Source organism: Brevundimonas sp. UBA7534, from assembly GCF_002479325.1.
GTDB lineage: Bacteria > Pseudomonadota > Alphaproteobacteria > Caulobacterales > Caulobacteraceae > Brevundimonas.
On the sequence record NZ_DLMO01000108.1, the window covers coordinates 1 to 18,441 of the forward strand.

Here is an 18,441-nt window from a genome sequence, read left to right on the forward strand (position 1 = left end):
TATTGAGTACGGACCCTAGCGCCCCTTGGCCGGCGCGACCGCCAGCACCGGCATGTCCAGGGTGCGCGAGACCGACGCCGGGGTGGTGAAGCCCCGGCGCGTGAACACCCTCAGCAGACCCACGCAAAGGGCCGTGAAGCCGGCGAACAGGAACACCGCGGCCAAGGCGGGAATCTTCAGGCTCTTGCCCGTGGCGGGCGGTTGGGCGCGCTCGATCACGGTGACATTGTCGGCGCCGGCGGCGACAAGGGCGTTGTCGGCGCGGCTCTGGCTCTCGCGCTGCTGAAACTCGCGAATGTTGGCGCTCAGCACCTCGCGCGCGCCGGCTAAGGTGGAGTTCTCCGATTCCAGCGCGGTCAGATGGCTCTGGCGATCGCGAATCTCCGACAACTGCCGGTCCAGCACTGCCAACCGGGCGGCCAGGGAGTCGCGTTCGGCCTGGGTGTTGATCCGGGTGCTCTCCAGCTCGGTCCAGATCGGGTTCGGCCCGGTGCGGACTTCGCGCGGGCCGACGGCCGTTCCGGTGGCCACATACTGCTGCAGTTGGGCGATGCGCGCCTCGATGTCCTTCACCGGCTGGGCCTCGGGCGTATAGCGCGACAGCAACTGCTCGCGCTCCGTCCTCAACTGCAGCACCTGATCCTGGGCCGAGATGTTCAGATCCTGCTGCAGGGCCACCTCGGCCGGGGTCTGGTTCTGCTGCGCCACCAGGGTCTGCAACCGGCGCGCCGCCTGGTTCAGCTGGGCCTGGACCGACAGCCGTTCGGCGTAGGTGGTCTGATAGGTCGCCGCCAGCGTCGTCTTCGCCGCCGCGAAATCCCCGATGTCGTTCGAAGCCAGGAACTGCTCATAGGCCTGGTCCGCCTGGGCCAGATCGCCCTCGAAGGCCCGGCGCTGGCTGGCGATGGCGGGCGTCTTGTCCAGGAAGACCTCGCGGCGATAGGCCAGATACTGGTCGATCACGGCGTTCAGCACCCGCGCCGCGCGTTCCGCATCGTCGGCCTCGTAGCTGAGCTGGATCACGGCGCTGCCGGGCGCCGTGCCGACGCCCAGGCTGGTTCCGACCACCTTGCGCGCCGCCGCCTGCGCGCGCTCCGGCGATCCCTTGGGCTTTTCGCCCAGGATGGCGGCCGGTCCCAGCGCCTCGACCACGCGCTGGCGCACCTGGCTGGAGCTCAGGATGCTGGCCTCGGCGTTGGCGACCTCGTCGCCCTGCGGCGCCTGGGCCTGGCCGTCGGCCCCGACGCGGGGGCGATAGACATATTCCTGGCCCACGCCGGCGAACACCGCGCCGGTGGCCGTGTAGGTGCGCTTCAGGGTGAAGGCCAACGCCGCCCCGATGGCGAAGATCACCACGAAGATCACGATCATCAGCACCAACTCGCGGAACAGCAGCCCCACGACGTCCAGCACGCCGTAGCGTGGTCTTGCCGTGACATGGGCCGTCGAGGGCATGGGCGGGCCGAATCCATAAACGCTTGTTCAGACCACCCTTCGCCCAGGCGCATTAACCATTGGTTACCCATAAGAGACGACGCTGGCTCGACGCTCTTCAAAGCCCGGTCGACCGATTCCATGACGCCTGATCGCCGCCTGTTCCTGATGGCCCTGGGGTCGACCGCCCTGCCGCTGCTGGCGGCGTGCGGCGGCGGGAACGGTGCGCGGATGCCCCGCCCGGCGGGCTCCCCGCGCGTCCAGGCCGCGAGCCCGGGCGATTTTCCCGGCATCCCCTTCGCCGACTGGACGGACGCGGAGCCGGAATATCTGCTTTACCCCGGCGACGAGATCGAGGTCGCCATGCCCACGGCGGCCGAACTGACGCGCACCCTTCGCGTGGCGCCGGACGGGCGCATCGCCCTGCCCCTGATCGGCAACGTCATGGCCGCGGATCGCAGCCTGACCGAGCTTCAGCAGGGGCTTTCGGCCGCCTACGCCTCGCAATTGGTGCGGCCGGTGATCGAGGTCACGCTGCGCCAGGCCGGTCCGATCCGCGTCTGGATCGACGGCGAGGTGCGCACCCCCGGCGTGATCGAGATGGTCGGAGACCTGGACGCCTACCAGGCCGTGGTCCAGGCGGGGGGGCTGATGCCCAGCGCACGGCCTGACAGCGTCGCCTTGGTCCGGCGCGGGCCGGGCGGAAGCCGGATGATGCGTGTGATCGACCTTCGCCCCCGCCGGGCCGAGGTGGTGGCTCTTCGACGGGGCGACATCGTCTTCGTGCCGCGTTCGACCCTGGGCGAACTGGCGGCCTTCTTCACCCAGGTGCGCAGCGCCCTGCCGGTCGGCTTCAGCTACGCCATCAACGGCAACACCTATGCCTCGTCCTGACGGCGCAGGCCGTCAGGCCACCAGGCGAACGACGCCCTGGTCGATATAGCGGCGCGCGGCGCGCTGGGCCTCGGCCAGCTCCTCGCGTTCCATCTCCTGGCTCATTTCGCGACGATAGACGCGCGCCTCGACAGAGCCCTTCATGGCCGCCAGGTTGAAGATCATGTGGGCCGAGACCCGGTCCATCGGGCACCCGCCCGAGCCGGCCGAATACATCATGCCCAGCTTGAACAGGTCGTCGCCCGACATGTCCGGCGTCGGCAGCGGCAGGCCCTGGTCTTGCGCACCGGCCTGCAGGTCGTGCGCCATTTCTTGCGCGTTCATCACCGTATCTCCCGTCGGGCGCCGTTCTGGGGCCCGCCTCTGATACGCGATCAAATACCCACGTTTTGAAGTTAAAGTTAACGCGATGGGGCGGCCGACGATCTTTTCAGTAAAGCAGGAATGAATACTCCGGCTCGTCTTCACACCCTTGAAACCCATCGGCAATCTTTCGTTCATTCCTTGCGCGCGCGTTGGCCGAACAGCATCCGTCGCGCGGCCTCGGCCTCGCGACCCGACGCCGCCAGGTTCCGGCGCAGTTCCTCGCCCAGGCTCCTGCCCTTTTGGACCGCCGGCCTGTCGCCCACGCGCGCCATCCAGGCCTTGAGGTTCGGAAAATCCCCCAGATCCTGTCCCTGCAGCGCGGGCAGGATCCACGGCCAGGCCGCCATGTCGGCGATCGAATAGTCGCCGGCCAGGTAGTCGCGGTCGGCCAGGCGCCGATCCATCACGCCGTAGAGCCTGTGCGTCTCGTCCGTATAGCGTCGCACGCCATAGGCGATCTGGCGCTGGTCCAGGATCATGGCCGGGGCGTACTGGCGGAAATGGTGGGTCTGGCCCGCCATCGGCCCCAGCCCGCCGACCTGCCAGAACAGCCACTGGTCGACCTCGGCCTTCCCGCGCGGATCGGAGGGGTAGAAGCGGCCGGACTTCGCGCCGAGATACTGCAGGATGGCGCCGGATTCGAAGATCGAGATCGGCTCTCCGCCCGGTCCGTCGGGATCGACGATGGCGGGCATCCGGCCGTTGGGGCTGATGGCCTGGAAGGCGGGCGTGAACTGCTCGCCCGCCCCGATGTTGACCGGCTTCATCTCATAGGCCAGCCCCATCTCCTCCAGGGCGATGGAGACCTTCCAGCCGTTGGGCGTGGGCCAGTACCAGAGTTCGATCGGCCGGGTCATGAAGCGAGCCTCGCGTTGACGGAAACCTTCCCGCCACGGTATCGCCGGGCGCGGTTCGCGCAAAGGAGTCGTTGGTTGGGCCAGCTTTCAGAAACCGGCCCCGTCGCCATCGGCGCCCTGGGCGGCAGCGGCACGCGGATGATCGCCCAACTGCTGCGCCAGGCCGGCTACGACCTGGGCTCCGACCTGAACATGCCCAACGACAATCTATGGGCCGCCCTGCTGATGAACCGGCGCGACCTGGCCGTCGCGACCGAGCCCGAGTTCGCCCGCCTGGCCGGCTTCCTGTTCGACCGCATCCAGGGCCGGCGTCCCTCGGCCGAGGCCGTCGACCTGGCCTGGACGCTGGCCGCCCGTCCGCACCCCCAGTATTCCGAGCCCTGGCTGACGGAACGCGCGCGGACCTTCGTGGAGGGGCCGTTCGCCGACACGCCTCCGCCGCTATGGGGGTGGAAGCTGCCGCCCACCCACGTCTTCGCCGACCGCTTCCTGACCCTGCGGCCCGACCTGCTCTACATCCATGTTGTTCGAAACGGCCTGGACATGGCCTTCAGCCGCAACCAGAACCAGCGCGCCTATTGGGGGCCGGTCTTCCTGGCGCGAGAGGTCCAGTCCACGCCGCGCGACGCCCTGGCCTACTGGTGCGCGGTCCAGCGGCGGATGGAGACCCTGACGCGCCAGTTTCCCGGCCGCATCCTGAATGTGGACTTCGACCGTTTCTGCCGCGAGCCGCGCGCGGTCTGCGCGGAGATCCTGACCTTTTGCGGCCGGCCGGCCGATACCCAGGCCATCGAGGCGACGGCGGCCGAGGTCCGCATCCCGGAGTCGATGGGCGCCTTCCGCCGGCAGGATCTCTCTGATCTCGACCCCGCCGACGTCGCCTATGTCGCCGCCCAGGGGTATCCCGTCGTCTGAGGGCGACGTTTCCATCCTGACACGATCGTTCAGGACGAGTTCATGCGCCCGGCTCGAAGCTGGCTCCATCAACAGAAGCCGCCCTTCGGCTTCAGATCGGAGCAGCAGATGAACCGCCTGACCAAGGCCGCTGTCGTCGCCCTCGCGCTGTCGACCACGGCCGTCCCCATGCTCGCCGAGGCCCAGAGCCGCGACCGGCGCGAATACCGCCAGGATCGCCGTGACGACCGCCGCGATTTCCGCAACGAACGCCGTGACGACCGCCGCGACTGGCGTCAGGGCGACTATCGGAGCCGCGGCGAGTATCGCCGGGATCGACGCGACGACCGGCGGGACTATCGTGACGAGCGTCGCGACGACCGACGTGACTTCCGCAATGACCGCTGGGATCGGCGCAACACCAACTGGTGGCGCGGCCGTTCCGACTTCCGCGGCTACACCGGCCCGCGCCGGAACTACTGGTACGCTCCTGGCCACGGCTACTATCGGGTCGAGCCGCGCTATTACGGCTATCGCTGGCGGACCGGCGGCTATCTGCCGGCCCAGTACCGCAACTACTATGTGAGCGATCCCTATTTCTATGGCCTGCGCCCGGCGCCCCGCGGCTATCGCTACGTCCACGCGGGCAGCGACATCCTGCTGGTCGCGGTCGCCACCGGCCTGATCGCCAGCGTCCTGTCCAACGTCTACTGACGCCGGCCAGAGCCAGCTTGTTTGCAGACCCCGCGAGCCCTGCTCGCGGGGTTTTCTATACGCGCGGCGCCGAACAACGTTCAGATCGGGTTCATGGACGGGGCGCGACAGTGGACCACAAGCCGCAAGAAGGCGGCATTCGAGGAAGAGAAAGCCATGAAACGCCTGCTGATGGCCTTCACCGCCATCGCCGCCCTGGCCGGTCCGCTATCGGCGCCCGTCCAAGCCCTGGCGCAGGAGCGCGAGGATCGGGCCGACCGCCCGCAACGTCCGTCCGTTGAACGTCGCTCGCCCCGGACCGAAGATCGTCCCCAACGGCCGTCCGAGCCCCGCGCGGAGACGCCTCGACCGGCGCGCCCGGACCGGCCGGCTCGCCCGGATGTCGGCGGCGACAGGACCGACCGCCCGTCCCGTCCCGAGCGGCCGAACGAAGGCTGGAACCGCCCCAACCGGCCGGACAGACCCGGCACGTCGACGGGCGGCCCGTCGCGGCCGGATCGTCCCGATCGACCCGATCGCCCCGGCGGCGGTCCCAATCACCCTGGAGGATCTGAGGGTCGGCCGGATCGGCCGGACGGCCCCAATCGCCCCAACCGTCCCGATCGCCCCAACGAAGGGTGGAACCGCCCGGATCGTCCGGGCGAAGGCTGGAATCGCCCAGACCGCCCCAACCGTCCCGACCGGCCCAACGAGGGATGGAACCGCCCTGACCGTCCGAATCGCCCTGGTGAAGGCTGGAACCGTCCGGACCGGCCCGACCGCCCGAACGGCGGATGGAATCGGCGGGATCGCGACCGCAATCACGGCGACTTCCACCGTCGCTTCGACCGCGATCAATGGCGGAGGGACTTCTACCGCAACCACCGCGCCGACTGGTGGCGGAACGACCGCCGTTTCAGGGGCTACAGCGGCGTCAGGATCGGCTTCTACTTCGCGCCGGGCTGGGGCTACTACAGCGTCCCGCGCTCCTACTGGGGCCGGACCTGGTCGGTGGGACAGTATCTGCCGGACACCTTCTGGCGCTATCGCCTGGACGACTGGCGGACCTACGGCCTGGGCTATCCGCCCGAAGGCACGCGCTGGGTGGCGGTCGACAACACGATCTATCTGATCGACGACTACGACGGATACATCATCGAGGTGATCCGCAACGCCTGGAACTGGTAGCCGCGCAGCACAAGGGGCCCGGAGAGCGATCTCCGGGCCCCTCTTTTCGTCGCGCCGGAGGCTCAGAGGCCCAGCCTGGCTTTCAGGATGTCGTTGACGGCCGCCGGATTGGCCTTGCCGCCGGTGGCCTTCATCACCTGGCCGACGAACCAGCCGATGGCCTGGGGCTTTTCGGCCACCGCCGCCGCCTTGTCCGGATTGGCGGCGATGATCTCGTCCACCGCCTTCTCGATGGCGCCGGTGTCGGTGACCTGTTTCAGACCGTGCTTCTCGACCACCTCGGCCGGCGAGCCCTCGCCGTTCCAGACATGGTCAAAGACTTGCTTGGCGATCTTGGACGAGATGACGCCCTCCTCGATCAGCCGGACCAACTCGGCCACATGCGCGGCGGGAAGCGGGTTGTCGATGAAATCCTTGCCGTCCGCCGCCAGGCGCGCCGACACCTCGTTCGTCACCCAATTCGAAACCAGCTTGGCGTCTCGCCCCTTCGCAGCCGCCTCGAAGTAGTCCGCCTTGGCCTGTTCCGAGATCAGCACCACCGCGTCGTACTGCGACAGGCCGTATTCGCTCATCAGCCGCTTGCGCTTGTCGTCCGGCAGTTCCGGCAGCGAGGCCTTGATGTCGGCGATCCACGCCTCTTCCAGGTCCAGCGGCAGCAGGTCCGGGTCGGGGAAGTAGCGATAGTCCATCGCCTCTTCCTTGGAGCGCATCGAGCGGGTCTCGCCCTTGGTCGGGTCGAACAGGCGAGTCTCCTGATCGACCTTGCCGCCGTCCTCCAGAATTTCGATCTGGCGGCGCGCCTCGTATTGGATGGCTTGGGAGATGAAACGGAACGAGTTCACGTTTTTGATCTCGCAGCGGGTGCCCAGATAGCCGAAATCGCCGGTTTCCTTGAACTTGTCGTAGTTCCCGGCGCGACAGACCGACACGTTCACGTCGGCGCGCAGGTTGCCCTTTTCCATGTCGCCGTCGCAGGTGCCCAGATAGATCAGAATGGTCCTGATCTTCTTCACGTAGGCGACGGCCTCTTCCGGCGACCGCAGGTCCGGCTTGGAGACGATCTCCATCAGGGCCGTGCCCGCCCGGTTCAGGTCGACGTAGGATTCGGTCGGCGACAGGTCGTGGATCAGCTTGCCGGCGTCCTGCTCCAGGTGCAGCCGCTCGATGCCGACGTTGAAGAAGCTGCCGTCCTCGGCCTCCACCTCGACCACGCCCTCGCCGACGATCGGGTAGAACAGCTGGCTGATCTGATAGCCGGTCGGCAGATCGGGATAGAAGTAGTTCTTGCGGTCGAACTGGCTGCGCTTGTTGATCTTCGCCCGCAGGCCCAGGCCGGTCTTCACCGCCTGTTCCACACAGTGTTTGTTCAGCGTCGGCAGCATGCCGGGAAAGCCCGCGTCCACCAGCGACACCTGCTCGTTCGGCCCCGCGCCGAAGCCGACGGCGGCGCCGGAGAATAGCTTGGCCTTCGACGCCACCTGGGCGTGGATTTCCAGCCCCATGACGATTTCCCACGGGCCGGTGCGGCCCTGGATGAGCTTGGTGTTCGCGGTCGTATCGGTCATGCCTTCGCTCTAGCCTCCCGCAACGCCGGGAGAAAGGGGCTGTCTTGAGGATGTCGCGAAACCGCGCTCATCTGCACGCCTCAACGGAGATTTCCATGACCAAGTCGCTCCTCCTCGCCACCGTCCTCGTCGTGACCGCCGGCGCCGCCTCGGCGCAGACCGCCGCCCCGCCGGCCCCCGCCGAAGACCACTCGGCCCACGCCGGCCATGCGCCGGCCGCGGCGCGTCCCACCATCGAAAGCTCTATCGAGGCCCTGGTCGCCGATCCGGCGACGAAGGTTGTGATGGACAAGCACCTGCCCGGCCTGGCCGACCACCCCGCCTATGGCCAGTTCAAGGGCATGACCCTGCGCCAGGTCGCCCCCTTCTCCCAGGGCCACATCACCGACGCCGTGATCGCCGCCATCGACGCGGACCTGAAGGCCTTGCCCGCGGCCTGAACGACCAGCGACCCGAAACAGAAAGGGCGGCCGGATGCGCTCCGGCCGCCCTTTTTCGTTCCGATCCGCCGGGATCAGTTGATCTTCATCACCACCCGGCCCTCGATCTGGCCCTTGTGCATGCGCTGGAAGATGTCGTTGATGTTCTCCAGCGGCTCGACCGCCACGGTCGCCTTGACCTTGCCCTCGCCGGCGAACTGAAGCGCTTCCTGCAGGTCCAGCCGCGTGCCGACGATGGAGCCGCGCACGGTCGTTCCGTTCAGCACCATGTCGAAGATCGACAGCGGGAATTCGCCGGGCGGCAGGCCGTTCAGGGCGATGGTCGCACCCCGCGCCGTCATGTTGACCGCCTGTTCGAACGCCTTGGGCGAAACCGCCGTGACCAGCACGCCCTGCGCGCCGCCGTCGGTCTGCGCCTTGATCTCGGCCGCCGGATCGTTCGACGTCTTGGCGTTGACCGTCACCGTCGCGCCCAGGCGCCGGGCCAGGTCCAGCTTGGCGTCGTCCACGTCCACGGCGGCGACGTTCATGCCCATGGCCTTGGCGTACTGCACCGCCACGTGCCCCAGGCCGCCGATGCCCGAGATCACCACCCAGTCGCCCGGCTTGGTGTCGGTCATCTTCAGCCCCTTGTAGACCGTCACCCCCGCGCACAGGATCGGCGCGATCTCGGTGAACTCCACGTTGTCGGGCAGGTGGCCGACATAGTTGGGATCGGCGATGGCGTATTCGGCGAAGCCGCCGTTGACCGAATAGCCGGTGTTCTCCTGCTCGTGGCACAGGGTCTCCCAGCCGCCCAGGCAGTGCTTGCAGTGGCCGCAGGCGGAATAGAGCCACGGCACGCCGACCCGGTCGCCTTCCTTGACCAGCTTGACGCCGGCGCCGACCGCCGAGACGTAGCCGACGCCCTCATGGCCGGGAATGAAGGGCGGGTTCGGCTTGACCGGCCAGTCGCCCTCGGCGGCGTGCAGATCGGTGTGGCAGACGCCGGACGCCTCGATCTTGACCTGGATCTGGCCGGGGCCCGGCTCGGGAACCGGAACTTCGTCGATGGTCAGCGGCTGGCCGAACGCGCGCACCACGGCGGCCTTCATGGTCTTGGGCATGGGACACCTCGTCTCTCGGGAAAAGAGCGGGCGGACCGAAAGCAGGATATCGGCCCGCCCAGGCAAGTGCTCTCTCGGGGAGGAATCGGAGAGCACGGTCAGGGTGGACGACCGACACGCGGCCGTCCTTGATCCAGGTCAGAAAAAGCCCAGCTTGTCCGGGCTGTAGCTGACCAGCAGGTTCTTGGTCTGCTGATAGTGGTCCAGCATCATCCGGTGGTTCTCGCGCCCGATGCCCGACTTCTTGTAGCCGCCGAAGGCCGCATGGGCCGGATACTGGTGATAGCAGTTGGTCCACACGCGACCAGCCTGGATGGCCCGGCCCGCGCGATAGGCGGTGTTCATGTCGCGCGACCACACCCCGGCGCCCAGGCCATACTCGGTGTCGTTGGCGATCTCGATGGCCTCTTCCAGGGTCTTGAAAGTGGTCACGGCCAGGACGGGTCCGAAAATCTCCTCCTGGAAGATCCGCATGTCGTTCGTGCCCTTGAACACGGTCGGCTTGACGTAATAGCCGCCGGCCAGGTCGTCCTTCAGCACCGCCTGCTCGCCGCCGGTCAGCACCTCGGCCCCTTCGTCCTTGCCGATCTTCAGATAGGACAGGATTTTCTTCAGCTGCTGGTCCGACGCTTGGGCGCCGACCTGGGTTTCCGGGTTCAGCGGGTCGCCCTGTCTGATCGCCTCGACGCGGGCGATCGCCTTCGCGATGAAGGCCTCATAGATGTCCTCGTGGATCAGCGCGCGCGAAGGACAGGTGCAGACCTCGCCCTGGTTCAGCGCGAACATGGCGAAGCCTTCCAGCGCCTTGTCCAGGAAGGCGTCGTCGTGATCCATCACGTCCTTGAAGAAGATGTTGGGCGACTTGCCGCCCAGCTCCAGCGTCACCGGAATGATGTTCTTGGTGGCGTATTCCATGATCTTTTGGCCGACGGCGGTCGAACCGGTGAAGGCGATCTTGGCGATGCGCGGATTGGTGGCCAACGGCTCGCCGACCTCGACGCCCGTGCCTGATACGATGTTCAGCACGCCGGCCGGCAGCAGGTCCTGGATCAGTTCGGCGACCAAGAGGATGGAGGCCGGGGTCTGCTCGGCGGGCTTCAGCACGATGCAGTTGCCCGCCGCCAGGGCCGGCGCGATCTTCCAAGCCGCCATCAGGATCGGGAAGTTCCAGGGGATGATCTGGCCGACCACGCCCAGCGGCTCGTGGAAATGATAGGCGACCGTGTCGTGGTCCAGCTCCGAGATGCCGCCTTCCTGCGCACGGATGCAGCCGGCGAAATAGCGGAAGTGGTCGATGGCCAAGGGGATGTCGGCGGCCAGGGTCTCGCGCACCGGCTTGCCGTTGTCCCAGGTCTCGGCCTCGGCGACGGCTTGCAGGTTGGCCTCGATGCGGTCGGCGATCCTGTTCAGGATGACGGCGCGTTCGGCCACGCTGGTCCTGCCCCAGGCGTCCTTGGCGGAGTGGGCGGCGTCCAGCGCCTTCTCGACGTCCGCCGCGTCCGAGCGGGCGACCTCGCACAGGACGCGGCCGTTCACCGGGGAGGTGTTCTCGAAATAGCGGCCGTTGACCGGCGGGACCCATTGTCCGCCGATGAAGTTGTCATAACGCGCCTTGAACTTGGGGGTCGCGGCGCGGACGAATTCGGGTTTGGTCATCAAAGCCTCCTGACGGATCCTCTGGCGTCGCTGATCGACGTCGTTGGGATCGGAAGCTCTGCTCGACGCGGCCCTGGTGCCAGACCGGCCGCTCATGGTGCGGCGCAAACCTGTCTCAGCTTTGCGACAGGTTGGCTCAGTGAGGCGCGCCGGCCAGGCCCAGGCGGTGCAGCTTGCGGTGCAGGGTCGCCCGGCTCACGCCCAGCGCCCGGGCCGCGGCGGACACGTTGCCCCCGTTCAGCGCCAGGGCGCGCCGCACCGCCCCGCGCTCGGCCTCCAGCAGGTCCGCCTCGATGGCCCCGGCGCCGCCCAGGACCTCGGACGCCGCCAGCTGTCCGGCGATCCGCTCGTCGGTGATCGACAGCGCCAGACGCGCCGCCCGCGTCGCTCCGACCACCAGGTCGTCCCGGTCCACCGCCAACAGGGCGGCCGTGTTGCGCTCGGCCGCATCGCCCGCCAGCACGATGCGCGCGTCGGCGAAGGCCTGGCGGAAGGCCTGGGCCTCGATCGCGCGCGCGGCGTCGGCCACGGCGGCGCTGATCAGCCCCAGCATGGCCTCGGTCTGATCCGCCCGGCACGAGGAGACGTCCAGCGCCCCCGCCAGCCGCCCCAGCGGGTCGTGGATCGGATGGCTGCTGCAGCTCAGGCCCGTATTGCGGGCGTGGAAATGCTGGTCGCGGTGGATGGTGACGGGCCTTTTCTCGGCCAGGGCCGTGCCAATGCCATTGGTGCCTTCCACCGCCTCGGACCAGACGGCGCCGGGCCACAGGCCCCAGCGGTGAAAGGTCTCGTCGTCGGTCGCGGCGCCACGCCGCTCCACCGGCACCCCGTCGGCGTCGCACAGCAGGACGCAGCAGCCTGCGTCCCCCACCGCCAGGAACAGCCGATCCAGCACGCCCTGGGCCGCGCGGGTCATCGGCTCCATCGCCTCGCGCGCCGCGCGCAACTGGGTCTCTGTCAGGGTGGCGACCTGGCCCCGGCTCTCGGGGTCCAGGCCATACAGGGTCATCGACCGTCGCCACGACGCCGCCAGCGCCGACCGCGCCGGCCCGGCCCCGTCGTCCAGCACCTGTTTGATCAGGTCGCTGTGATCGTTTCCCGTCCGCTCGCCCATGGTTCGCTCCCAAGGCGTTGTCGTTCCGGGAGCATCAAACGCCCGCGCCGAGCGGGCGTCAATGCGACCTTCCTACCACCACTTCTCCGGCTTGGCCGCAAAGCCCGCCGCGTCTTCCAGCGCCTTGCCGACGCGGAACACCGTCGCCTCGTCCAGCGCCTTGCCGATGACCTGAAGGCCCAGCGGCAGGCCGCCCGAATCCACGCCCGCCGGCACCGAAATGCCCGGCAGGCCCGCCAGGTTGGCCGTCACCGTGAAGACGTCGTTCAGATACATCGTCACCGGATCGATCTGCTTGTCGCCGATGGCGAAGGCGGCCGACGGCGTGGACGGCGTCAGGATGGCGTCCACCTGGCCCCAGACCTTGTCGAAGTCCTCGGCGATGCGGCGACGCACCTTCAGCGCGCGGACGTAATAGGCGTCATAGAATCCGGCCGACAGCACATAGGCGCCGATGGTCAAGCGACGCTGAACCTCCTTGCCGAAGCCTTCCGCCCGGCTGGTCTCGTAGAGGTCCGTCAGCGACTTGGCCTCGCTCGCGCGATGGCCGAAGCGCATGCCGTCATAGCGCGCCAGGTTCGACGACGCCTCGGCCGGCGCCACGATGTAGTAGGTCGGCAGGGCGTATTTGGTGTGCGGCAGGCTGATGTCGACGATCTCGCACCCGGCGGCCTTCAGCCATTCGACGCCCTGGTCCCACAGCGCCTGGATTTCGGCCGGCATGCCGTCCACCACGTATTCGCGCGGCACGCCGATGCGCAGGCCCTTCACGGACTGCCCCACCGAAGCAGTCCAGTCCGGCGTCTCGATCTCCAGGCTGGTCGAATCCTTCGGATCGAACGAGCACATCGACTTCAGCAGCAGCGCCGCGTCCTCGACCGTCCTGGTGATCGGGCCGGCCTGGTCCAGCGAAGAGGCGAAGGCCACCATGCCGAAGCGGCTGGCGCGGCCGTAGGTCGGCTTGATCCCGACCGTGCCGGTGAAGGCGGCCGGCTGGCGGATGGAGCCGCCGGTGTCCGACGCCGTGGCGGCCAGGCACAGGTCCGCCGCCACCGCCGAAGCCGAGCCGCCGGACGATCCGCCCGGCGTCAATTCGGCGTTGGAGGTCTGGGACTTCCACGGATTCTTCACCGGGCCGAAGGCGCTGGTCTCGTTGGACGAGCCCATCGCGAACTCGTCCATGTTCAGCTTGCCCAGCATCACCGCCCCGTCGCGCCACAGATTGGCGGTCACGGTCGATTCATACGGCGGCACGAAGCCGCGCAGCATGTTGGAGCCGGCGGTGGTCTGGACGCCGTCGGTGCAGAACAGGTCCTTGATCCCCAGCGGCGCGCCTTCCAGCGCCCCGCCCTGCCCCGTCGCCAGACGGGCGTCAGACGCGCGCGCCATCTCCAGCGCCTTGTCCGCCGTCACCTCGACATAGGCGTTCAGCGTCGGGTTCGACGCCGCGATGTTGGTCAGGAAGGCTTGGGTGATCTCGGCCGAGGTGAAGTCCTTGGCCTTGAGGCCGTCGACGGCGCCCTTCAGGGTCAATTTGGTCAGGTCGCTCATGACTATTCGACCACCTTGGGCACGACGAAGAAGCCGTCCGCCGACTTCGGCGCATTGGACAGGACGTCGGCGATCTTGCCGCCGTCGGTCACGACGTCGTCGCGCAGGCGCAGCGGCTGGGCGACGTTCGAGGTCATGGGCTCGACGCCGTCGACATCGACCTCGTTCAGCTGCTCGATCCACTGCATGATGCCGTTCAGCTCCTGCGCCAGCGGCTCCAGCCGATCCTCGGGGGTCTTGATGCGGGCGAGATGCGCCACCTTGCGCACCGTCGCGGCGTCGATGGCCATGCGGCCCTCCAAACACAATGAAGTTGAAACTCACGCCGAACGTGAAGTCGAACGGCCGGATTAGCGGCGTCGCGCCGGATTCACAAGGATCGGCGCCCCGCTCAGGACGTGGTGTTGACCGTCACCGCATCCGGCGGTGCGCCGTCGTTCCAGGCGAAGCCGACGTGGACGTGGCGCGAGCGCCTCAGGATGTTTCCGTCCGGCCCCGCCGTATCCTGGCGCACCGCCAGCACGATCCGCCCCGCCGTCGCCTCGACCACGCGCCATTCGGCGTAATCCCCCAGCGGATAGCTGCGCCACCCGTCCGCCGAACCGGCGAACAGGGCCAGATAGGTGACCAGGCCGTTCACCGCCGGATCGCCGCCCGAAACGCTGTAAACCTTGGCGTTCAACTGGGGCATGGGCTGGAGCTGGGAGACGCTGGCCGCCTCCTGCAACTCCGCGGACGGCACGGCCGGCGTGACCGCGCCCGGACCGCTCGGTGGGGCCGGCGCCTTGGCGACCGACATCGGCGTGGGGGGCGGCGCGGCCTTGGCCCGGCTGACGGGCGCCTCGGCGTCGTCGCAGGCGGTCAGGCCCAGAATGACCGTCAGGATCAGGATCGCACGTGTCATGACCGCACCATCGCCTTTGACTTCGCCGCGCGCCAGCCCTAACCGCAGGCCGTGCCCGTCCTTGACCTTCTTGACCTGCCCGCCGCCTGCCCGCCCGACACGCCCTGGATGGGCCTGGACCTGGGCGAGAAGACCATCGGCGTGGCGGTGTCGGACGCCACGCGCATGATCGCCTCACCGCTGGAGCTGATCCGCAAGTCCAAGTTCACGCATGAAGCCGAACATCTCTTCAAGCTGATGGATCACCGCAAGGTGTCGGCCCTGGTCGTCGGCCTGCCGGTCAACATGGACGGGACCGAGGGACCTCGCGCCCAGTCCTGCCGCGCCTTCGCCCGCAACCTGGAGCGGCTGCGTCCCGTGAACGTCGCGTTCTGGGACGAGCGGCTGTCGACCAGCGCCGTCGAGCGCTTCCTGATCGAGGACCTGGACCTGAACCGCAAGCGGCGCGCCAATGTGGTCGACCGCACCGCCGCCGCCTGGATCCTGCAGGGCGCGCTGGACCGGGTGCGCGACCAGGCCACCTGGATCTGATGGGCGGACTGGTTCTCGGCATCGCGCCGGTCTTCGTCCTGATCGCCGTCGGTTACGGCCTGCGAAAATCCGGCTTTCTGCCCGACGCGACTTGGCGGCCGATCGAGAAGCTGTCGATCAACCTGCTCTATCCCGGCTTTCTGGTCCCGGCCATCTGGCACGCAGACCTGTCTGGACCCAGCGCCGGCGCGGCCGGCGGCGCGGCCGTCGTCTCCGTCATCGTCATCGCCGCCCTGGCGCTGATGGCCAAGCCGTTCCTGACGCTGGATGGTCCCGCCTACACCAGCGTCTTTCAGGGCGTGATCCGCTGGAACAGCTTCGTCTTCCTGCCGGTGGTCCAAAGCCTGTTCGATGCGCGCGGCCTGGCCGTGGCGGCGGTGATGATCGCCTGCATCATTCCCGTGACCAACATCGCCTGCGTCGCCGTGCTGGCGCGGTGGGGCGCCGACCAGCGCGGGGTCTCGCCCCTGGCCCTGATGAAGGCCATGCTGCGCAACCCGATCCTGATGGCCTGCGTCATCGGCCTGACGCTGAACTTCGCCGGCGTTCCGGGCTTCCCGGTGCTTGACCGGATCCTCGAACTTCTGGGAAACGCCGCCCTGCCGATGGGCCTGATCGTCGCCGGGGCGGGCCTCAGCTTCGCCGAGGTGATGCGTCGACGCACCACCGTCTTGGCCGTCTCCGTCGTCAAGCTGTTGATCATGCCCTTCCTGATGTGGGGCGTCTGCCGCCTGATGGGCGGGGACCAGCTGGCCCAGTCCCTGGCGTTGTTATGCGGCGCGACGCCCGGCGCGGCGGCCTCCTATATGCTGGCGCGCCAGATGGGCGGCGACGCGCCGCTGATGGCCGGCGTCATCGCCCTGACGACGGTGGGCGGGGCGATCACCATGCCCGTGCTGCTGATGCTGTTCCATTTCGTCTGAGTCCCGCCTATAGCCGCGTCTCGATGACCCAGCCGCACCCCGTCACCGAACAGACCATCCGGGAGCGGCTGATCCCGTTCCCCCAGGCCCATTTCCTCGCCGCCTCGGACCTGAACCCCTACGTCGTCCCACAACTGCTCGACCTCGGCGACGCCTTCGTCGACTTCAACCGCCAGTCGGACAAGGCGCTGGGCGTCCTGCACGGGCGCACGGTCGTGAACCTGTTCTTCGAGAACTCGACCCGCACCTCCTCCTCGTTCGAGATCGCGGCCAAGCGGCTGGGCGCCGACGTCGTGACCATGCCGGTCGCCTCGTCCTCGGTGAAGAAGGGCGAGACCCTGATCGACACCGCCGTCACCCTGAATGCGATGAAGCCCGACATCCTGGTGGTCCGCCATTCGGCCTCGGGCGCGGCCGAACTGCTGAGCCAGAAGGTCGGCTGCGCTGTCGTCAACGCCGGCGACGGCCGTCACGAACACCCCACCCAGGCCCTGCTGGATCTGCTGTCGCTGCATCGAGCGTTCGGTGACGTCACCAGCCTGACCGTCGCCATCTGCGGCGACATCACCCATAGCCGCGTGGCCCGCTCCAACGTCGCCCTGCTGCAGATGATGGGCGCGCGCGTGCGCTTGATCGGCCCGCCGACCCTGGTGCCCGGCGACGCCGACCGCTGGGGCTGCGAGGTCTTCCACGACATGCGCGAGGGCCTGGCGGGCTGCGACGTGGTCATGATGCTGCGCCTGCAGCTCGAGCGGATGGCCGGCGCCCTGGTCCCCTCGACCCGCGAGTATTTCCGCTTCTGGGGCCTGGACCGCGAGAAGCTGGCCTGGGCCAAGGAAGGCGCGAAGGTCATGCACCCTGGGCCCATGAACCGCGGCGTGGAGATCGATTCCGATGTCGCCGACGACCTGGACGTCTCCCTGATCCAGGATCAGGTCGAGATGGGCGTCGCCGCCCGCATGGCGGTGCTAGCCTCCCTCTCCGCCCGCTGGGGGGATGCCCGATGACCCGTCTCGCCATCGTCAACGCCCGCCTGCTGGACCCCGCGACGGACTACGACGGTCCCGGCGCCGTCCTGATCGAGGACGGCCGCATCGCCGAAGTCGTCAAGGGCCAGGCCACGCATCGTCCCGAGGGCGTCCAGATCGTCGATGCGAACGGCCTGTGCCTGGCCTCCGGCCTGATCGACATCCGGGTCAAGACCGGCGAACCGGGCGCCGAGCCCAAGGAGACGCTGAAGTCCGCCAGCCTGGCCGCCGCCGCCGGGGGCGTGACCACCATCGTCGTCCAGCCCGACACCGATCCCGCCGTGGACGACCCGGCCATGGTCGACTTCATCCAGCGGCGCGGCGCCGCCCTGAACCTGGTCAACGTCCGCGCCGCTGGCGCCGCGACCAAGGCCCTGGACGGCCAGCGCATGGCCGAGATCGGCCTGATGGACGAGGCCGGCGCCCTGTATTTCACCGACGGCGACAAGGTCATCGTCAACAGCCGCACCCTGCAACGGGTCATGAGCTACGCCGCCGCCTTCAACGCCCTGATCTCCTGCCGCCCGGCCGACCGCTGGCTGACGGAAGGCGCCGTCGCCGCCTCCGGCGAACTGGCCACGCGCCTGGGCCTGTCGGGCAGCCCCGCCATCGCCGAGCGCATCGGGCTGGAGCGCGACCTGGCCCTGGTCGAACAGACCGGCGCGCGGTTCCTGGTGGATCAAATTTCGACCGAAGGCGCGCTGGAGACGCTGGCCCGCGCCCGCGCCAAGGGGCTGGAGGTCGCCGTCAGCGTCTCGATCAACCATCTGTGCTTCAACGAGGTGGACATCGGCGACTACCGCACCTTCTACCGGCTGGACCCGCCGCTGCGTTCCGAAGCCGACCGCCAGGCCCTGATCGAAGCGGTGCGCGAGGGGCTGATCGACGTCATCACCTCGGCCCACGCGCCCGCCCCGGCCGAGGACAAGCGCCGCCCCTTCGCCGAGGCCGCGCCCGGCGCCGTGGGTCTGGAGACGCTGCTGTCCGCCGCCCTGACCCTGCACCACGAGGACGGGCTGGACCTGCTGGACGTGCTGCGTCCCCTGACGCAAGGCCCCGCCGCCCTGCTGGGCCTCGACGCCGGCGTCCTGGCCCAGGGCGCGCCCGCCGACCTGGTCCTGTTCGACCCCGGCGCGCCGATCATCGTCGACGCCGACGCCCTGCGCTCCAAGTCCAAGAACTCGCCCTTCGACGGTCGCCGCCTGCAAGGCCGAGTCGCCGGAACATGGGTCGCGGGGCGCAAGATTCACTGAAGGCCGACTTCCGGCCGCATTCGCCCCCAAGACTGACCACGGTC

General features: G+C 68.5%; 19 protein-coding genes. 9 read left to right on the plus strand and 10 right to left on the minus strand.

The window, feature by feature from the left end; all coding sequences use genetic code 11:
* Positions 1-15: 15 nt before the first annotated feature.
* Entirely contained in the window at positions 16-1,455 is a 1,440-nt protein-coding gene (locus B2U11_RS08370) for a GumC family protein (protein ID WP_292071046.1), read from the minus strand.
* Positions 1,456-1,575: 120 nt separating this feature from the next.
* Between B2U11_RS08370 and B2U11_RS08375 the strand changes: the two genes are divergently transcribed.
* Complete coding sequence (locus B2U11_RS08375) at positions 1,576-2,328, plus strand: polysaccharide biosynthesis/export family protein (protein ID WP_292071047.1); 753 nt, start codon at positions 1,576-1,578, stop codon at positions 2,326-2,328.
* A 12-nt stretch (positions 2,329-2,340) separates the two neighbouring features.
* On the opposite strand, the gene B2U11_RS08380 is transcribed toward B2U11_RS08375, so the two are convergent.
* Positions 2,341-2,652: a sel1 repeat family protein gene (locus tag B2U11_RS08380; protein ID WP_292071048.1), complete on the minus strand. Its 312-nt coding sequence runs from the start codon at positions 2,650-2,652 to the stop codon at positions 2,341-2,343.
* Between the two features lie 173 nt (positions 2,653-2,825).
* Complete coding sequence (locus tag B2U11_RS08385) at positions 2,826-3,551, minus strand: glutathione S-transferase family protein (RefSeq protein WP_292071049.1); 726 nt, start codon at positions 3,549-3,551, stop codon at positions 2,826-2,828.
* Between the two features lie 75 nt (positions 3,552-3,626).
* Between B2U11_RS08385 and B2U11_RS08390 the strand changes: the two genes are divergently transcribed.
* The 3 genes from B2U11_RS08390 (at position 3,627) to B2U11_RS08400 (ending at position 6,326) form a co-directional block, all read left to right on the plus strand.
* A complete protein-coding gene (locus B2U11_RS08390) occupies positions 3,627-4,466 on the plus strand; it encodes a sulfotransferase family protein (protein WP_292071050.1) in 840 nt (279 codons plus the stop codon).
* Positions 4,467-4,574: 108 nt separating this feature from the next.
* Positions 4,575-5,159, plus strand: coding sequence for an RcnB family protein (locus B2U11_RS08395; RefSeq protein WP_292071051.1), 585 nt, complete (start codon positions 4,575-4,577; stop codon positions 5,157-5,159).
* A 156-nt stretch (positions 5,160-5,315) separates the two neighbouring features.
* A complete protein-coding gene (locus B2U11_RS08400; RefSeq protein WP_292071052.1) occupies positions 5,316-6,326 on the plus strand; it encodes an RcnB family protein in 1,011 nt (336 codons plus the stop codon).
* Positions 6,327-6,388: 62 nt separating this feature from the next.
* On the opposite strand, the gene gatB is transcribed toward B2U11_RS08400, so the two are convergent.
* Positions 6,389-7,891, minus strand: a complete 1,503-nt coding sequence (gene gatB, locus B2U11_RS08405; protein WP_292071053.1) for an Asp-tRNA(Asn)/Glu-tRNA(Gln) amidotransferase subunit GatB — start codon at positions 7,889-7,891, stop codon at positions 6,389-6,391.
* Between the two features lie 95 nt (positions 7,892-7,986).
* Between gatB and B2U11_RS08410 the strand changes: the two genes are divergently transcribed.
* Positions 7,987-8,331, plus strand: a complete 345-nt coding sequence (locus tag B2U11_RS08410) for a hypothetical protein (protein ID WP_292071054.1) — start codon at positions 7,987-7,989, stop codon at positions 8,329-8,331.
* Positions 8,332-8,405: 74 nt separating this feature from the next.
* On the opposite strand, the gene adhP is transcribed toward B2U11_RS08410, so the two are convergent.
* The 6 genes from adhP to B2U11_RS08440 form a co-directional block, all read right to left on the minus strand.
* Positions 8,406-9,437 (minus strand): alcohol dehydrogenase AdhP, encoded by a 1,032-nt coding sequence (gene adhP / locus B2U11_RS08415; protein WP_292071055.1) that lies wholly within the window; start codon positions 9,435-9,437, stop codon positions 8,406-8,408.
* 138 nt (positions 9,438-9,575) lie between these two features.
* Entirely contained in the window at positions 9,576-11,093 is a 1,518-nt protein-coding gene (locus B2U11_RS08420) for an aldehyde dehydrogenase family protein (protein WP_292071056.1), read from the minus strand.
* 136 nt (positions 11,094-11,229) lie between these two features.
* Positions 11,230-12,207 carry a GAF domain-containing protein gene (locus B2U11_RS08425; RefSeq protein ID WP_292071057.1) on the minus strand — a complete coding sequence of 326 codons (978 nt, stop codon included), beginning with the start codon at positions 12,205-12,207 and terminating at the stop codon, positions 11,230-11,232.
* Between the two features lie 72 nt (positions 12,208-12,279).
* Complete coding sequence (gene gatA / locus B2U11_RS08430; protein WP_292071058.1) at positions 12,280-13,758, minus strand: Asp-tRNA(Asn)/Glu-tRNA(Gln) amidotransferase subunit GatA; 1,479 nt, start codon at positions 13,756-13,758, stop codon at positions 12,280-12,282.
* Between the two features lie 2 nt (positions 13,759-13,760).
* Positions 13,761-14,048: an Asp-tRNA(Asn)/Glu-tRNA(Gln) amidotransferase subunit GatC gene (gene gatC / locus B2U11_RS08435; protein WP_249750809.1), complete on the minus strand. Its 288-nt coding sequence runs from the start codon at positions 14,046-14,048 to the stop codon at positions 13,761-13,763.
* Positions 14,049-14,149: 101 nt separating this feature from the next.
* Complete coding sequence (locus tag B2U11_RS08440) at positions 14,150-14,662, minus strand: hypothetical protein (RefSeq protein ID WP_292071059.1); 513 nt, start codon at positions 14,660-14,662, stop codon at positions 14,150-14,152.
* 51 nt (positions 14,663-14,713) lie between these two features.
* On the opposite strand from B2U11_RS08440, the gene ruvX reads away from it, so the two are divergent.
* From ruvX to pyrC, 4 genes are read left to right on the plus strand one after another with little or no spacing between them, the layout of a single operon-like run.
* Positions 14,714-15,193 carry a Holliday junction resolvase RuvX gene (gene ruvX, locus B2U11_RS08445; protein ID WP_292071060.1) on the plus strand — a complete coding sequence of 160 codons (480 nt, stop codon included), beginning with the start codon at positions 14,714-14,716 and terminating at the stop codon, positions 15,191-15,193.
* Entirely contained in the window at positions 15,193-16,116 is a 924-nt protein-coding gene (locus tag B2U11_RS08450) for an AEC family transporter (RefSeq protein WP_292071061.1), read from the plus strand. Before ruvX ends, B2U11_RS08450 begins: the two co-directional genes overlap by 1 nt.
* A 23-nt stretch (positions 16,117-16,139) precedes the next feature.
* Entirely contained in the window at positions 16,140-17,123 is a 984-nt protein-coding gene (locus B2U11_RS08455; protein WP_292071062.1) for an aspartate carbamoyltransferase catalytic subunit, read from the plus strand.
* Positions 17,120-18,397 carry a dihydroorotase gene (pyrC, locus tag B2U11_RS08460; protein WP_292071063.1) on the plus strand — a complete coding sequence of 426 codons (1,278 nt, stop codon included), beginning with the start codon at positions 17,120-17,122 and terminating at the stop codon, positions 18,395-18,397. Before B2U11_RS08455 ends, pyrC begins: the two co-directional genes overlap by 4 nt.
* Positions 18,398-18,441 lie beyond the last annotated feature (44 nt).

What these genes read in the sequence shown, in the direction of transcription:
- B2U11_RS08440 (WP_292071059.1), bottom strand. Translation starts at nt 14,662, where the DNA reads ATGACACGTGCGATCCTGATCCTGACGGTCATTCTGGGCCTGACCGCC.
- B2U11_RS08425 (WP_292071057.1), bottom strand. Translation starts at nt 12,207, where the DNA reads ATGGGCGAGCGGACGGGAAACGATCACAGCGACCTGATCAAACAGGTG.
- adhP (WP_292071055.1), bottom strand. Translation starts at nt 9,437, where the DNA reads ATGCCCAAGACCATGAAGGCCGCCGTGGTGCGCGCGTTCGGCCAGCCG.
- gatA (WP_292071058.1), bottom strand. Translation starts at nt 13,758, where the DNA reads ATGAGCGACCTGACCAAATTGACCCTGAAGGGCGCCGTCGACGGCCTC.
- pyrC (WP_292071063.1), top strand. Translation starts at nt 17,120, where the DNA reads ATGACCCGTCTCGCCATCGTCAACGCCCGCCTGCTGGACCCCGCGACG.
- B2U11_RS08450 (WP_292071061.1), top strand. Translation starts at nt 15,193, where the DNA reads ATGGGCGGACTGGTTCTCGGCATCGCGCCGGTCTTCGTCCTGATCGCC.
- B2U11_RS08380 (WP_292071048.1), bottom strand. Translation starts at nt 2,652, where the DNA reads ATGAACGCGCAAGAAATGGCGCACGACCTGCAGGCCGGTGCGCAAGAC.
- gatC (WP_249750809.1), bottom strand. Translation starts at nt 14,048, where the DNA reads ATGGCCATCGACGCCGCGACGGTGCGCAAGGTGGCGCATCTCGCCCGC.
- B2U11_RS08455 (WP_292071062.1), top strand. Translation starts at nt 16,140, where the DNA reads ATGACCCAGCCGCACCCCGTCACCGAACAGACCATCCGGGAGCGGCTG.
- B2U11_RS08410 (WP_292071054.1), top strand. Translation starts at nt 7,987, where the DNA reads ATGACCAAGTCGCTCCTCCTCGCCACCGTCCTCGTCGTGACCGCCGGC.
- B2U11_RS08385 (WP_292071049.1), bottom strand. Translation starts at nt 3,551, where the DNA reads ATGACCCGGCCGATCGAACTCTGGTACTGGCCCACGCCCAACGGCTGG.
- gatB (WP_292071053.1), bottom strand. Translation starts at nt 7,891, where the DNA reads ATGACCGATACGACCGCGAACACCAAGCTCATCCAGGGCCGCACCGGC.
- B2U11_RS08395 (WP_292071051.1), top strand. Translation starts at nt 4,575, where the DNA reads ATGAACCGCCTGACCAAGGCCGCTGTCGTCGCCCTCGCGCTGTCGACC.
- B2U11_RS08370 (WP_292071046.1), bottom strand. Translation starts at nt 1,455, where the DNA reads ATGCCCTCGACGGCCCATGTCACGGCAAGACCACGCTACGGCGTGCTG.
- B2U11_RS08375 (WP_292071047.1), top strand. Translation starts at nt 1,576, where the DNA reads ATGACGCCTGATCGCCGCCTGTTCCTGATGGCCCTGGGGTCGACCGCC.
- B2U11_RS08400 (WP_292071052.1), top strand. Translation starts at nt 5,316, where the DNA reads ATGAAACGCCTGCTGATGGCCTTCACCGCCATCGCCGCCCTGGCCGGT.
- B2U11_RS08420 (WP_292071056.1), bottom strand. Translation starts at nt 11,093, where the DNA reads ATGACCAAACCCGAATTCGTCCGCGCCGCGACCCCCAAGTTCAAGGCG.